Below are 14,580 nucleotides of genomic sequence, written 5' to 3'. Positions count from 1 at the left end.
GGATGAAGTTGTTCGCAGTCTTAACCAGCATTAACGCGAGAACATCAAATGCAGAGCGACGCCTTTAAGGCCGGGTCATCTTGCGCCGCAGTCTCGAGTCACCGGCGACGACATGCCGCAGCTCAGCATCCGATAACGACGAGGTGAGACTGAATTGACGGGAGAAGCGTCCTGACCCGCCGGCCCATCGCTGGCTCGCTGCCGATTTTGGCGATAGCAGCAGATCGCAGCTCATAACAGTGGGAAGAGGTTCGTGATGCCATGGAAGAATACGACGATGGAGTTCGGTGCGATCGCCAAGCTCTTCCACTGGACCGGCGCCGCGGCCTTCATCGCGGCCTATGCCGTCGTGTACTATGTCATCTGGTTCATGGACGACACTTCCCCGGACGCCTTGCCCGTGCTCAACGTCCATTGGGTGCTGGGCATGATCGTCGGCCTGTCCGTCCTGCCTCGCCTGCTGTGGCGGCTCGTCAACGTCCAGCCCGATCAGCCGCATGCATCAGATGCCGAGGCGTGGCTCGCGCACGCCGCGCATTGGGGATTGTACGTGCTGCTGATCCTGATGCCGCTGACCGGCTATATCGGCACCGATGCCGCCACCGACTTCGGAGCGTTCGCGCTGCCGAACTTCCGTGAGACGGCGCTATTCGGCTGGATCGAGACGCGCTGGGGGATCACCTGGGAGGCGTTCGAGCCACCGGTCGACGCAATCCACCATGTCGTCGGCAAATGGATCGCGTGGATCGTGGTGGTCCTTCACGTCGCGGCCGCGCTGTTTCATCACGTCGTCCGCCGCGACGGCGTCCTGACACGGATGCTGCCGGGCCGTTCGGCCGCGTGAACGATGCGCGACCTGTGACGACCGCTCTGCGATCCCCACACGATCGTCATTGCGAGGAGCCGCAGGCGACGAAGCAATCCAGAGTCCTCGTGCCACCCTGGATTGCTTCGCTGCGCTCGCAATGACCAAGATTCGAGCATCAACCTCAGTCCGCCGAACTACTTGTTCGGCAAGTTGGTCCTGATGTGCAGCTCGCGCAGCTGCTTCGTGCTGGCCTCCGACGGCGCGCCCATCAGCAGGTCCATGGCCTGCTGGTTCATCGGGAACAGCGAGATCTCGCGCAGGTTCGTGGTGCCACAGAGCAGCATCACGATGCGGTCGACGCCGGCGGCCATGCCGCCATGCGGCGGGGCGCCGTACTGGAAGGCGCGGTACATGCCGCCGAAGCGGTCGACCACCTCCTGCTCGCCGTAACCGGCGATCTCGAACGCCTTCACCATCGCGGCCGGCTTGTGGTTGCGGATGCCGCCGGAGGCGATCTCGTAGCCGTTGCAGGTGATGTCGTACTGGAACGCCTTGATGGTCAGCGGATCCTGCGTCTGCAATGCTTCGAGGCCGCCCTGCGGCATGGAGAACGGGTTGTGCGAGAAGTCGACCTTCTTGTCGTCCTCGTTGTACTCGTACATCGGGAAGTCGACGATCCAGGCCAGCTTGAACTGATCCTTGTCGGACAGGTTCAGCTCATCGGCGACCTTGTTGCGGGCGAGGCCTGCGAACTTCCAGAACTTGTCGGGATCGCCGGCGACGAAGAAGGCAGCGTCGCCCTCCTTGGTGCCGAGCTGGCTGCGGATCGCAGCCGTGCGCTCCGGACCGATGTTGTTCGCCAGGGGACCTGCGCCCTCGCCGCCCTCGCGCCACATGATGTAGCCGAGGCCGGGCTGGCCCTCGCCCTGGGCCCACGAGTTCATGCGGTCGCAGAACGCGCGGCTGCCGCCGGATGGCGCCGGGATCGCCCAGACCTGGTTCTTGGGGTCCTCGAGCATGCGCGCGAACACCTTGAAGCCGGAGCCGCGGAAGTGCTCGGAGACGTCGGCCATCTCGATCGGGTTGCGCAGGTCGGGCTTGTCGGAGCCGTATTTGCGGATCGCCTCGGCGAACGGGATGCGCGGCCAGCCCTTGGTCACTGGCTTGCCCTTGGCGAAATCCTCGAACACGCCGGTGATGACCGGCTCCATCGCCGCGAACACATCCTCCTGCTCGACGAAGCTCATCTCGACGTCGAGCTGGTAGAACTCGCCGGGCAGGCGGTCGGCGCGCGGGTCCTCGTCGCGGAAGCACGGCGCGATCTGGAAGTAGCGGTCGAAGCCCGACATCATCAGCAGCTGCTTGTACTGCTGCGGCGCCTGCGGCAGCGCGTAGAACTTGCCGGGATGGATGCGCGACGGCACCAGGAAGTCGCGCGCGCCCTCCGGCGACGACGCGGTCAGGATCGGGGTCTGGAATTCGAAGAAGCCCTGCTCCTTCATGCGCCGGCGCATCGAATCGATGATCGCGCCGCGCGTCATGATGTTCTGGTGCAGCTTCTCGCGGCGCAGATCGAGGAAGCGGTATTTCAGCCGGATGTCCTCAGGATATTCCTGCTCGCCGAACACCGGCAGCGGCAGCTCGTCCGCGGGGCCGAGCACCTCGATGTCGGAGACGTACAGCTCGATCTTGCCGGTCGGCAGATCGTCATTGTCGGTGCTCTTGTTGTCGGCGCCGGCCGGGCGGCGGCGCACCTTGCCCTCCATGCGCACGACCCATTCCGAGCGCAGCTTCTCGGCCAGGCTGAACGCCGGCGAGTCCGGATCGACGACGCATTGGGTGATGCCGTAATGGTCGCGCAGGTCGACGAACAGCACGCCGCCATGGTCGCGGATGCGATGGCACCAGCCGGACAGCCGGACCGTCTCTCCGATGTTGCTCTCGCGGAGCGCGCCGCAGGTGTGGGTCCGGTAGCGATGCATGGTCGTCCTGAATGGTCGTCGTGAGGAGAAGGAATCGGCGCAGCCGCAGGGGCGCGCTCCGAATGCGCGCAGGGTTTAGCCGAGCCGCCCCGGCGCGGCAACCGCAGGAACGGGCCTTTTCGGCTTCGCGCCGGAAAAGGCCGCCCGCCCTGGGCCTCACCGCAACGTCGGCGCCGATGCCGAATTGAGCTGGCGCCGAAACGCTCATCCGACGGCCGTTTGGGCTCGAAAAACGGCCGCCCCGCGCCTATCTTGGAGCCATGACCGTGCATTTCCCCTTCCAGAACTCCTACGCCACGCTGCCGGACAATTTCTTTGCCCGGGTGGCGCCGACCCCCGTCGCAGCGCCTCGTCTGATCAAGCTGAACCGGCCTCTCGCCGCGGAGCTGGGGCTGAACCCGGCCGAGCTGGAAACGCCGGAGGGCGCCGAGATCCTGGCCGGCAAGACCGTGCCCGAGGGCGCTGAGCCGATCGCGATGGCCTATGCCGGCCACCAGTTCGGGCATTTCGTGCCGCAGCTCGGCGACGGCCGGGCGGTCCTGCTCGGCGAGGTCGTCGACCGCAACGGCGTCCGCCGCGACATCCAGCTGAAAGGCTCCGGCCCGACGCCATTTTCGCGCCGCGGCGATGGCCGCGCGGCGCTGGGGCCGGTCTTGCGCGAATACATCGTCAGCGAGGCGATGGCGGCCCTGGGCATTCCGACGACGCGCTCGCTGGCTGCGGTCGTGACCGGCGAGCAGGTCTATCGCGGCACCGCCCTGCCCGGCGCGGTGCTGACCCGTGTCGCCACCAGCCACATCCGGGTCGGCACGTTCCAGTATTTCGCCGCGCGCCAGGACACTGACGCCGTGCGCCGGCTCGCCGACCACGTCATCCACCGGCACTATCCGGATCTCGCCGGTACCGAGCGCCCCTACCACGCCCTGCTGGATGCCGTGATCGCCCGCCAGGCCAGGCTGATCGCCGAGTGGCTGCTGGTCGGCTTCATCCATGGCGTCATGAACACCGACAATACCTCGGTGTCCGGCGAGACCATCGACTACGGCCCCTGCGCCTTCATGGACGCCTACGATCCCAAGCAGGTGTTCTCCTCGATCGACGAGTTCGGCCGCTACGCCTTCGCCAACCAGCCGCGCATCGCGATGTGGAACCTGACCCGGCTTGCCGAGTGCCTGTTGCCGCTATTCGGCGACGACAAGGACCAGGCGATCAAGGAGGCCGAGGCTGCGCTCGACGGCTTCGCCACCCAGTTTACGGACGCGCACCAGGCGGGCCTGCGCCGCAAGCTCGGCCTGGCCACGCAGCGCGAGGGCGACCAGCCGCTGGCGCAGGCATTGTTCGACGCGATGGCGGCGGCCCGAGCCGATTTCACGCTGACGTTCCGCCGTCTCAGCGACGCCGCCGGCAGCGGCGATCTCAGCGAGGTCCGCGTCCTGTTCGAGGATCCCACCGGCTTCGACGAATGGGCCCAGCGCTGGCGCCAGCGCCTGGCGGAGGAACCGCAGACGGCGGCGGAGCGGAGCGCGGCCATGCGCAAGGTCAATCCCGCCTTCATCCCGCGCAACCACCGCATCGAGGCGGTGATCACGGCAGCGGTCGAGAACGACGACTACGCGCCGTTCGAGGAGCTGCATGCGGTGCTGGCCCGGCCCTATGACGACCAGCCGGACCGGGCTGATTATGCCGATCCGCCGCAGCCGGAGGAGCAGGTGTTGCAGACCTTCTGCGGCACCTGACACGCGGTCTTAACCTCGCGTCCACCATCGCCCTGACAGCGCCCGGGCCCTTAAGAAACGATCAACGCAGCCCCGACAAGTTGAACCAACAAGTCGGGGAGGTCTGAGACGTGGACGCGCTGGTGTTCGAATTCATGGGTCTGGCAATGATCGCCTTGTGCCTGATCGTGCTCGCGGTGCCCTCGGCGCGCCGGCCTGCGGGCCGCGTCCGGCATCACTGACCGGCGCCGGACGCGCCCTATCATCAACCATAGAGCGATCAGCTCGCGTCGCGGTGCTTGCGTTCGGGGCGGATTGGGCCGACAAGCGGACACGAATTCGTCCCGTACCCTTTGCCGACACCCTTGACTTGTCAGCGTTTTCGGACGACGGCGTAAGAGCCTCGTCATGGATCGTTCATGGACTTGATCACCACCACCGCGGACCTCGCAGCCGCCTGCGCCCGCCTCGCCCGCCACCCGGTCGTCACCGTCGATACCGAGTTCCTGCGGGAAACCACCTACTATCCCCTGCTCTGCGTCGTGCAGATGGCGAGCCCGGACGAGGCCGTGGTGATCGATGCGCTGGCCGAGGGCATCGATCTCAAAGCCTTCTTCGAGCTGATGGCGAACGAGAAGGTCCTCAAGGTCTTCCACGCCGCCCGCCAGGACATCGAGATCATCTGGCACCGCGCCGGCATCGTGCCGCATCCGATCTTCGACACCCAGGTCGCCGCGATGGTGCTGGGGTATGGCGACAGCATCGCCTATGACCAACTGGTCGAACGCATCACCGGCCATCGCCCCGACAAGACCCACCGCTTCACCGACTGGTCGCGCCGGCCGCTGACCAAGGAGCAGGCGCACTACGCCGAGGCCGACGTCACCCATCTGCGCGACGTGTTCGCCGCGCTCGATGCCGATCTGAAGAAGCGCGGGCGTAGTGACTGGGTCAGCGAGGAGATGGAGATCCTGACCTCGCCGAAGACCTACGACTTCCACCCCGAGCGCGCCTGGGAGCGGCTGAAGACCCGCGTCCGCAAGCCGAAGGAATTGGCCGTGTTGATCGAGGTCGCGGCCTGGCGCGAGCAGGAGGCGCAGAGCCGCGACGTGCCGCGCAGCCGCGTGATGAAGGACGACGCGGTCGGCGACATCGCCACCCATGCCCCGACATCGATCGAGAAGCTCGGCAATCTGCGCTCGCTGCCCAAGGGCTTCGAGCGCTCCAAATGGGGCTCCGACATCGTTGCCGCCGTGCAGCGCGGCCTGGCGCGCGATCTCGCCGCCCTGCCCAAGCTGGAAAAGCCGCGCAACAACTCCAACGGCGCTGCGATCGTCGAGCTGCTCAAGGTTCTCCTGCGCATGACCTCGGAACGCCACGCCGTGGCGAGCAAGGTCATCGCCACCGTCGACGATCTCGAGCAGATCGCCGCCGATGACAATGCCGACGTTGCTGCGCTGCAGGGCTGGCGCCGCGAGCTGTTCGGCGAGGCCGCGCTCGCGCTGAAGCACGGCAAGCTCGCACTCGCCATCGAGAAGGGCCGCGTCGTCCGGGTCGACCGGGCCTGATCGGCGTCGCAGCGGCTCTGGCCGGCTGCGTCTTCCCGAGTCTGCCAAGTTGATTGCAGCAGGCGGCACGGGTGGTCATGATGCCGCCCATCATTCGGCGCTGGTCTGCCCCCTCAACTCCGCCTCGATTGTCTGGGACACCTCAACCAGAGCCATCGAAAGGATGTAGGCGCTGGTCGGCAGATTGAGCTGGCGCGCCTTTGCGATGGCTGCCCGGAGGCTGCTCGCCAGCTCTTTGAGCTCTTCCTCTCGGGTCATGTCGTGGTCTCGGTCCTGGAGCTGCCGCGTGAGCAAAGACGATTGCGAACCGCCGGAACAGAGGCTGCTGCGGCTGCTCAGCGAGAATCCGGTCGACCTGCACGTCGTCGAGGCCCTTCGCCTCGTCGTCGCGTTCAACAAGATCAGCGATCCGGCCGATCGCCGTATGATTATCGATCTGGCCGAACGACTCGCCTCAGGATGATACCGCCAATAGCCGCCGCGGTCACACCGCGAGCCGGCCGCCGGCGCCGATAAGCTCGGCGCTGTCGAGGACGCCGGCAAAATTGCCGATCACCTTGGTTACAACCAGCTTGTACAACGCGGCGTCGCCGGCGCAGGCCTGCCGGCAGGCGACGGCGTCTCCGATCACCTGATAGCGGTGACTGCGGTGAAAGCCGTCCACCACCGTCGAGAGGATCGTCTCGTCCAGCGAGAAGCCGAGCAGCACGCAGCGCATGCTGCGCATGTTCGCCATGTACTCGGCGAACCGGGCCGAGCTATAGGCCGAGGGCAGTGGATGCTCGAACGCGAGCTCCCCCGGCGTTGGCTTGAAGTCCGGAAGCCAGTTCGTCAGGTTGGAGGCCGGGTTGAACCAGGCTGCCTGTGCGATCCGCTTGAGATGGACGACCGGCCACAGGTTGTCGCGCCAGAGCGCGATCAACTGCCGGCACAGCGCCATGACGACGTCGCCATCGGCGATCAGATGCCTGCGTCCCTCGGCGAGATATTCGCACTGCAGATCGGCGCAGACGAGAACAGGCGGATCCGCCTCGGTGGCACCGAACAGATCTCGGCCCGTCATCACGGTCTCGCTGCGGCGAAGTCGTGCAAGGGCGACGATGCCGGCCGGCCGGCCGAGAGATCGAGCACACCCGGCCGATCCCAGTCGCCTTCCGGACGAATGATCATGTAGGGATCGCTGTCGAGCGTGATCGCATCGTCGCACGGCTCGAGGTCCAGCACCATCTCCGTGTAGGAGAAGTCGGAGAATGTAAGCTTGCGATTATGGCCGAGCGGCTTGGCGCCGAAATGCGCCCAGAAATCGACGAGACGATCCTGCGCGTGGCCATAGGCCTTCTTGAAGCCCTTTCGCCTGCAATAGTCGAGAGCCTCGCGAACCAGCTTGAACGACAGCCGCGAACGCCGGTACTGATGGCGCACCGCCAGCCGCTCCACCTTGGCGAAGTCGCCGAAGAAGCGCACGCGTACGCATCCCGCCGGCTCCTTGCCGACGAAACCGAGAAAGTGGGCTGCAACCAGATCGTTGCCGTCGAACTCCTCCTCCATCGGACAATCCTGCTCGGTCAGGTAGACCGCCGAGCGGATCGCGGTAACGAGCATGAGGTCATTCGGGTCGCGCGCGATGCGCACCGTGATCGCGCGGGGATTTGTCTTTGCCGCCCTGGCCGAACTAATGCTGTGCATCCGCAATGCTCCCTTGTTCGAAACCCTTCATCGACTGGATCGAAGGCGCGATCATCTCGGGCATCCGGTTCCACGGCCGCTGATACCACCAGAGATCGGGCTGAAAGCTCGGCACCGGCGTGAAGCCGAGCGCGCCGAGAAACGCGCGCCCTTCCGGACTCGATGGTTGCGCATAGTAATCGGCGGCGCGAAATCTCGCGCCTTGCAGCGCCTGCGCGACATTGCCGAGACCGATCGCTCCTCGCCCTTGCGCGACGAGCGCCCAGACATAGATGGCGGCTACGTCTTCGTCCGGCCGCGCCAGAAATCTGCGCGGCGGATCATTCAAATTGAACTCATCCAGGAGCAACGCATCGAGGCCTGAGCAGTTGAGATAGAGGAAGGCGATGCCGCCGAGCAGGTTCCTGCCGCGGTAGAGCGCGAAGATCGAGTCCGGATCGTGCCGCAAGAACTCCGCAAGCTCGTGTTCTGAGGCACGAACGCCCGGTATTTCCCGGCGTGCGAGCGCCGTGAGCTCGCCGAGCCGATCGGGCGTGACCGCCTGAGCCGCGACCCGATCCGTCCGCGGCAGCGCGTCGAGCTGATGTCGCAGCGTGAATTCTGTGCTTCCGCGGTGAGGGTTCTGCATCTATGTTTCCAGCTTGGCTTTGATGACGTCATCATACTTGTCGGAGCTGGAGTGTATGCGGCAACATTTGCATCGGGGTGCTGCATCCACGCAGCGCAGGAAGTCTGACGAAACGCTTAACCCCTCATGGGAGGATTTGAGAGCATTTCTGCTCTGTACGCGTCACCGCAGCTTCCGAAACGCGGCGGATGTTCTCGGACTGACCGGCACAACCCTGATGCGCAAGATCGACCGGCTCGAGGAAGAGCTCGGATGCAAGCTCTTCATCCGTGATCAATCCGGCTTGTCGCTCAGTGACGAGGGACGATCGTTGCTGTTCGACGTCGAGCAGATGGAGCGGCTGAGCTTCAACATCTTCCGGCGCGCTTCGCTGTCGACCGACACTCAGGGGTCGGTGCGCGTCGCCGTGACCGAAGGCCCCGGCAATTTCTGGATCCTGCCGCGACTGATCGATTTCCAGAAGACCTATCGCAGGATCACCGTCGATCTGAGCTGCGCGATGCAGCAGGCCGACGTGTCGCGGCTGGAGGCTGACATCTCGATCCAGTTCGAACGGCCGACCAACCCTGACGTGATCGTTGCAAAGCTCGGCCGTCTGCACATCTACGGCTTCGTGTCGGAAGCCTATCGCGACGCGCATGGACTGCCGACATCGCTGGCGGAGCTCAAGGATCATCGCATCATCAAGCAGCACGGCGTGCAGCTCGACGAGACCGGCTATGCGCGCATCCTCGGCTTGGAGTCCCTCGAAGGCATCGTCGGCATCTCAACCAATTCGAGCGTTGCCGTGCTTTACGCGGTCGAGCGCGGCGCCGGCATCGGCTTTCTGCCGACCTCGGCGGTCGCGCTCGGGGCGCCGCTCGTTCCTGTCGATCTCGGCATCAACTACCACATGGATCTGTGGCTGACCTATCACAAGGAGTTTCGCAACTCCGACCGGCACAAGGTCGTCATCGACTGGTTGAAGCGCATCTTCGATCCGAAGGTCCATGCCTGCTTCCGGGACGAGTTCATCCATCCGCTGAATCTCGTGCCGCTGATGGCGCCCGCGCGGGATGTCGTCGGCTTCAACGGCTACGTCGCGCCGAAACCCGTATGAGGAGCTACCATTTGAGCTCGACGCCGAGCGTGCCCTGATGCGATTGCAGCACCGAGCGAAGCTTCGCATCGTAGTTGAGATAGAGGCGTGCCGTTCGATTCAGGGATAGCGACAGTGCCGCGCCGGCGTCGGCGCCGTAGCGGCCCTCGCCAAGGCCCTGCAGCGTGATGCTCTGCGGACCGAGGCTGACGGTCACCGCGCCGAGATTCTGGCTGAAATTGTCGACCAGCTTGCCATAGGCCGAGACGTCGAGGATCTTGCCGTCGACGATGAAGTAGCGGCCGAACTCGGCGCCGACGAGAACGCGGGCGCGCTCCAGCGAGGCACCGCTGACCGACAGCGGATCGAGCCCGCCCGCCTCCTGGAATGCCGCCGTCGTGGCGCGCGTGTATTCGAAGGCAAGCTTCGGAACGATCCGGCTCTCACCGATGCTCCAGTAGTAGTCAAGCTCGCTCAGCACGCCCGTGATGTGGGCGCCGTAGACCGACGTCGCCGTACCGAGGCTGGTGTCGCGCCGCGCACTGATCCCGCCGAAGCCATGGACGACCGCGATCGCCCAGGTCCAGGGTCCCTGGTCGACCGAGGCGTTGAACCCGAACTGTGTGAGATCGAGCGTCGCCGCTTGCAGCGCCAGCGGCACATCGACCCAGGTCCGGCTCTGGTCGACGGATAGTCCGACATTCACGCCCGGCACGAGACGCATGCCGATACCGGCGACGCCGCCCCAAGTCGTCCTCTTGTCGCCGGCGAAGTCGCCTTGCGCATTGCTGCGGACGGTTACGCCATACATCTCGCCCCAGGTCCGGAACCGAGGCTGTTCCGAAGCCTCCGGCGCGCCGCCGCCGCCGGGATTACTCCGCGGCAGCCGGGTGGCGCCCTGCGTGACCTGAGTACCGAGCCGTTCGAGGAAGCTCGAGCCGAGATCGAGCACGGTTCGGCCGGCCGAGCGTTCGGAACTGATCGCGCCCGGTGCCGGACTGGGCAGCGGGCTCGGCGTTGGTGTCGGGCTTGCGGCGATGCTCGGCATGCTGGCCTGCGCGGCGCACGGCGAAGAAGCGGCGGCCAAACCGAGCCCGCCGATGAGCAGCATCGCCCCGCATGCGCCGCTGCGCATTCGCCAACCCAGCCTGGCCTGAGACGCCCCGCGCATCGATGCCCCGTTCGCCGCCCGCTCAAATTCGCTTCAATATTGCAGCGATGTTCTGCCCGCAGTTCCCGATCGCGGTCAATGAGGATTGCCATGCCGCGGCTGCCCTGCAAGGATTTGTGGTTCCAGCGCCACAAGCCACGCAGTTGCAGCAGCCGGCGACGCGACGCCGCGACGCGTTCTCATCAGTCCGCCAAACTTGATATCGGCGGAAAATCGTGTTGCAATCTCCCGTACAATCGGATTGGCCGTTCGACTGTGCGTTTCGCGACTTCGGAAATTGAGCAGATCCCGGGAAGCCCGTTTGTGGCGTGGCACGCGCGAGCGTGGCCGCGTCTTTTTTTCGTCTAGACGAGGAGACAGCGATGCCGACCTACAAGGGCAGCGTGAAGTGGTTCAACCCGACCAAGGGATATGGCTTCATCAAACCGGCTGGCGGAGACAAGGACGTGTTCGTCCACATCTCGGCCGTGGAGCGTGCTGGACTGACCACGCTCAACGAGAACCAGACGATCGAATATGATCTGGTGGAGAGCCGCGGCAAGACGTCGGCAGAGAACCTGAAGCTCTCGTGAGCATCGTCCCGGCGGAGGGCGCCACAGCGCGGGTTCGTAAACCAACTCACGAGCTCCGCGTCACGCTCGCTCGCCGCGGATGATCAGACTTCGTCAGCCTTGATGTACCCCGGCCCCGCCGGGGATTTTTTTCGTCCGGCGACAGCTACCGGACGACGGGCCAGATCAGCGCGTGATCGCCCTGCTCCACGGACGACGTCCGGCAGAGATCGCCTTCGAGCCGCACTAGGCCCTTGGCCAGCAGCTTCAGCGCCTCGGGATAGATGCGATGCTCGACGCCGAGAATGCGCGTCGACAGGGTGTCCGGCGTATCGTCGTCCCTGACCACGACCGCGCCCTGCATCACGATCGGACCAGCATCCGTCTCCGGAATGACGAAATGCACGGTGGCGCCTGACAGCTTGACGCCGGCACGCAGCGCCTGGCCGTGCGGATCAAGGCCGGGGAACGACGGCAGCAGCGACGGATGAATGTTCAGCATCCTGCCATACCAGCGCTGCACGAACTCCGCCGTGAACAGGCGCATGAATCCGGCCAGGCAGATGATCTCGATGCCGCGTGCATCGAGCGCCTGCTGCAGTCTGGCTTCGAACCCTGCGCGGTCCTTGCCGAACGGCTTGCTCTCGATGATTTCGATCGCGACGCCGCTTTCCTGCGCTTTCTGCAGTCCGGCCGCATCGGCTCGGTTGGAGATCACGATGGCGACCTCGGCCGGAAAATCCGGCTGCGACGCCGCGTGGATCAGCGCGGCCATGTTCGACCCACGGCCCGAGATCAGGATGGCGACGCGGCGCTTCATCGGCTCACCCGTCTCACAGAGCCAGATCGAGGGCGCCGGTGTAGATCACCCGCTCGTCGCCTGTCGCAGCAACGACCTCGCCGAGCCGTGCGACGTGCTCGCCATTCGCGGTGAACACCTCGATGACGGCATCGACGGCCTCGGCCTTGACGATCGCGATCATGCCGATCCCGCAATTGAAGGTACGCAAGAGCTCGCGCTCTGCAATGCCACCCTGCTCCGCCAGCCATTTGAAGACCGGCAGCACCGGCAGGCCCGTCAGGTCAATCGAGACGCCGAGATGCTTCGGCAGCACGCGCGGAATGTTGTCGGTGAAGCCGCCGCCCGTGATGTGTGCGAGCCCCTTCACCGCACCGGTCTCGCGGATGGCGCGAAGGCACGACTTCACATAGAGCCGGGTCGGCGTCAGCAGCGCCGCGCCGAGAGTCAGGACCGGCGCGAACGGTGCCGGCGCATCGAAGCCGAGGCCGGACTGGGCGACGATCTTGCGCACCAGCGAATAGCCGTTGGAGTGGACGCCGGAGGATGCGAGCCCCAGCACCACGTCACCGGCCGCGATGTCGGGAGACGGCAGCAGCGTCCCACGTTCCGCCGCGCCGACCGCGAAACCGGCAAGATCGTAGTCGCCGTCCTTGTAGAGGCCCGGCATTTCCGCGGTCTCACCGCCGATCAGCGCGCAGCCGGATTCCCGGCAGCCTTCGGCGACACCGGCGACGATCGACGCCGTCGCCTCCGGGTCGAGCTTGCCGCACGCAAAGTAGTCGAGGAAGAACAGCGGCTCGGCACCCTGCACGACGAGATCGTTGACCGACATGGCGACCAGGTCGATGCCGATGCCGCCATGCAGCCCGGTCTCGATCGCGATCTTCACCTTGGTGCCGACGCCGTCGGTTGCCGCGACCAGCACCGGATCCTTGAATCCGGCGGCCTTGAGGTCGAACAGGCCGCCAAAGCCGCCGATCTCGGCATCCGCGCCGGCGCGGGCGGTTGCGCGCACCATGGGCTTGATCAGATCGACCAGACGGTTTCCGGCATCGATATCAACGCCCGAATCTGCATAAGTGAGCCCGTTCTTGCGCTCGGTCATGGTAAAAACCCCTAATCTGGCCGCTGGTTACGTCGGAATCCGGCCGCGCGCAATGGCTCGCAAGGGGCTCGTCCCCATACTATCTAGGAACGGACCGGTTCGCCCTGTTTCGGAATCGGATTGTCTTTTGATCGAGTCGTCGTCGGGACCCGCTGCGTGACCATTCCCCACAGTATCCCCAATCTGATCACGCTGGGTCGAATCCTGCTGGTTCCGATCGTCGTCTGGGCCATTGCGGCCGGCCAGATGGAGATCGCATTTCTGGTCTTCGTGGTCGCGGGGGTGAGCGACGCCGTGGACGGCTTCCTGGCCAAGCGCTTCAACCTGCGGTCCGAGTTGGGAGCGCTGCTCGATCCTCTCGCCGACAAGGCGCTGCTGGTCTCGATCTTCGTCACGCTTGGCATCTGGGGCGCGATCCCGCGTTGGATCGTGATCCTGGTGGTCTCGCGCGACATCATGATCGTCTCGGCGGTGATCGTGTCCTGGCTGTTCGACCGGCCGGTCGCGATGAAGCCATTGATGGTGTCCAAGCTGAACACGGTCGCCCAGGTGGGATTCGCGGCGCTCGTGCTGGCCTCGCTCAGCTTCGGCTTCGAGCCCCAGCCCTACGATGTGGTGCTGATGGTGCTGGTCACCGTCTTTACCCTCGTGTCGGTCGGGCTGTATCTCGTCGACTGGGTGCGCCACATGAGCACCATCGAGGTCCGGTGATCCTCCGCGGAGGGCCCGTCCCGACCTCACGCACCACACGATACGGAGCAATTCGATCTTGGCCGGCCATATCCCCCCTCGTCAGCTGGCCTTCGCGCTGCCGCATGCGGAGAGCCTGACGCGGGACAATTTCTTCGAAGGTCCAGGCAACGCGGCCGGGCTCGCTCTGGTCGACGCCTGGCCGGAATGGCCGGCGCGGACCATGTTCCTGGTCGGCCCCGACGGCTCTGGCAAGAGCCACCTCGCCGCGATCTGGGCCGAGCGGGCTGGCGCCCGATCCCTGTCCGCGCATGCCCTCGAGGCGAGCGTGGTCCCTGGGGCACTCGCCACCGGCGCGCTGGTGCTGGAGGATCTGACGGCCACCGATCTCGACGAGCGAGCGCTGTTTCACCTGCTGAACCTCGCCCGCCAGGACGAGGCCTTCGTGCTGATCACGGCGCGCGAGGCCCCGGCGGCCCTGCCCATCGCCCTGGCCGATCTGAGGTCGCGGCTGCGCGCCGTCCCGGTCGTCACGCTGCTGCCGCCCGACGACCAGCTGTTCCGCGCCTTGATCGTCAAGCTGGCCGCGGACCGGCAACTGGCGATCGACGAGACCGTGGTCAGCTATCTCGCAAGCCACATCGAACGGTCCTACGCGGCCGCCCGCCAGACCGTCGCACTGCTGGACGACGAGTCCCTGCGGCTCGGACGGCCGGTCACCCGGGCGCTGGCGGCGGAGCTGCTCCGCCCGCTGTGACCCGCGGCCATCTTGACGGCGGACGGGCACGGAACCCCA

Annotated in this window: 16 protein-coding genes; 8 read left to right on the top strand and 8 right to left on the bottom strand. The window is 65.6% G+C overall.

Annotated features, from left to right (window positions below):
• The first annotated feature begins 256 nt into the window (after positions 1-256).
• Complete coding sequence (locus ACQR0W_RS11345) at positions 257-844, top strand: cytochrome b (RefSeq protein WP_316164714.1); 588 nt, start codon at positions 257-259, stop codon at positions 842-844.
• Between the two features lie 158 nt (positions 845-1,002).
• On the opposite strand, the gene aspS is transcribed toward ACQR0W_RS11345, so the two are convergent.
• Positions 1,003-2,790 (bottom strand): aspartate--tRNA ligase, encoded by a 1,788-nt coding sequence (gene aspS, locus ACQR0W_RS11340; RefSeq protein ID WP_315712352.1) that lies wholly within the window; start codon positions 2,788-2,790, stop codon positions 1,003-1,005.
• Between the two features lie 260 nt (positions 2,791-3,050).
• Between aspS and ACQR0W_RS11335 the strand changes: the two genes are divergently transcribed.
• Together ACQR0W_RS11335 and rnd are read left to right on the top strand one after the other, a co-directional pair.
• Entirely contained in the window at positions 3,051-4,526 is a 1,476-nt protein-coding gene (locus ACQR0W_RS11335; protein ID WP_316164713.1) for a protein adenylyltransferase SelO, read from the top strand.
• A 398-nt stretch (positions 4,527-4,924) separates the two neighbouring features.
• Positions 4,925-6,073 (top strand): ribonuclease D, encoded by a 1,149-nt coding sequence (gene rnd / locus ACQR0W_RS11330; protein ID WP_316170419.1) that lies wholly within the window; start codon positions 4,925-4,927, stop codon positions 6,071-6,073.
• Between the two features lie 90 nt (positions 6,074-6,163).
• On the opposite strand, the gene ACQR0W_RS11325 is transcribed toward rnd, so the two are convergent.
• Positions 6,164-6,331 carry a hypothetical protein gene (locus ACQR0W_RS11325; protein ID WP_315712357.1) on the bottom strand — a complete coding sequence of 56 codons (168 nt, stop codon included), beginning with the start codon at positions 6,329-6,331 and terminating at the stop codon, positions 6,164-6,166.
• Positions 6,332-6,359: 28 nt separating this feature from the next.
• Between ACQR0W_RS11325 and ACQR0W_RS11320 the strand changes: the two genes are divergently transcribed.
• Positions 6,360-6,536: a hypothetical protein gene (locus ACQR0W_RS11320; RefSeq protein WP_315712358.1), complete on the top strand. Its 177-nt coding sequence runs from the start codon at positions 6,360-6,362 to the stop codon at positions 6,534-6,536.
• A gap of 21 nt (positions 6,537-6,557) precedes the next feature.
• Here ACQR0W_RS11320 and ACQR0W_RS11315 read toward each other — a convergent pair whose 3' ends face one another.
• The 3 genes from ACQR0W_RS11315 to ACQR0W_RS11305 are packed head-to-tail and all read right to left on the bottom strand — an operon-like array spanning position 6,558 to position 8,387.
• On the bottom strand, positions 6,558-7,136 hold the full coding sequence (locus ACQR0W_RS11315) for an isochorismatase family protein (RefSeq protein WP_315712360.1): 579 nt from the start codon (positions 7,134-7,136) through the stop codon (positions 6,558-6,560).
• Positions 7,136-7,759: a GNAT family N-acetyltransferase gene (locus tag ACQR0W_RS11310; protein ID WP_315826804.1), complete on the bottom strand. Its 624-nt coding sequence runs from the start codon at positions 7,757-7,759 to the stop codon at positions 7,136-7,138. The genes ACQR0W_RS11315 and ACQR0W_RS11310 overlap by 1 nt, the downstream gene beginning before the upstream one ends.
• Positions 7,746-8,387, bottom strand: coding sequence for a hypothetical protein (locus tag ACQR0W_RS11305; RefSeq protein ID WP_315749974.1), 642 nt, complete (start codon positions 8,385-8,387; stop codon positions 7,746-7,748). Before ACQR0W_RS11305 ends, ACQR0W_RS11310 begins: the two co-directional genes overlap by 14 nt.
• Before the next feature lie 55 nt (positions 8,388-8,442).
• On the opposite strand from ACQR0W_RS11305, the gene ACQR0W_RS11300 reads away from it, so the two are divergent.
• A complete protein-coding gene (locus tag ACQR0W_RS11300) occupies positions 8,443-9,486 on the top strand; it encodes a LysR family transcriptional regulator (protein ID WP_315749972.1) in 1,044 nt (347 codons plus the stop codon).
• Between the two features lie 4 nt (positions 9,487-9,490).
• Here the strand turns inward: ACQR0W_RS11300 and ACQR0W_RS11295 are convergent, their stop codons facing one another.
• Positions 9,491-10,513, bottom strand: a complete 1,023-nt coding sequence (locus ACQR0W_RS11295; RefSeq protein WP_316170418.1) for an autotransporter outer membrane beta-barrel domain-containing protein — start codon at positions 10,511-10,513, stop codon at positions 9,491-9,493.
• Between the two features lie 485 nt (positions 10,514-10,998).
• Here ACQR0W_RS11295 and ACQR0W_RS11290 point away from each other — a divergent pair, with 485 nt between their 5' ends.
• Complete coding sequence (locus ACQR0W_RS11290) at positions 10,999-11,208, top strand: cold-shock protein (RefSeq protein ID WP_315712366.1); 210 nt, start codon at positions 10,999-11,001, stop codon at positions 11,206-11,208.
• 145 nt (positions 11,209-11,353) lie between these two features.
• Here ACQR0W_RS11290 and purN read toward each other — a convergent pair whose 3' ends face one another.
• Positions 11,354-12,007, bottom strand: coding sequence for a phosphoribosylglycinamide formyltransferase (purN, locus tag ACQR0W_RS11285; protein ID WP_315712367.1), 654 nt, complete (start codon positions 12,005-12,007; stop codon positions 11,354-11,356).
• Positions 12,008-12,020: 13 nt separating this feature from the next.
• Positions 12,021-13,094 (bottom strand): phosphoribosylformylglycinamidine cyclo-ligase, encoded by a 1,074-nt coding sequence (gene purM / locus ACQR0W_RS11280; RefSeq protein WP_315712369.1) that lies wholly within the window; start codon positions 13,092-13,094, stop codon positions 12,021-12,023.
• 156 nt (positions 13,095-13,250) lie between these two features.
• Between purM and ACQR0W_RS11275 the strand changes: the two genes are divergently transcribed.
• Positions 13,251-13,805, top strand: coding sequence for a CDP-alcohol phosphatidyltransferase family protein (locus ACQR0W_RS11275; RefSeq protein WP_315712371.1), 555 nt, complete (start codon positions 13,251-13,253; stop codon positions 13,803-13,805).
• Positions 13,806-13,863: 58 nt separating this feature from the next.
• The gene (locus ACQR0W_RS11270) at positions 13,864-14,541 is read left to right on the top strand and encodes a DnaA ATPase domain-containing protein (protein ID WP_316164711.1); all 678 of its coding nucleotides are present in this window, start codon (positions 13,864-13,866) and stop codon (positions 14,539-14,541) included.
• Positions 14,542-14,580 lie beyond the last annotated feature (39 nt).

The sequence above is a fragment of the Bradyrhizobium sp. HKCCYLRH1034 genome (assembly GCF_051168375.1).
GTDB lineage: Bacteria > Pseudomonadota > Alphaproteobacteria > Rhizobiales > Xanthobacteraceae > Bradyrhizobium.
The sequence above is the reverse complement of the archived record's forward strand: the minus strand, read 5'-3'. Positions and strand labels throughout refer to the sequence as shown.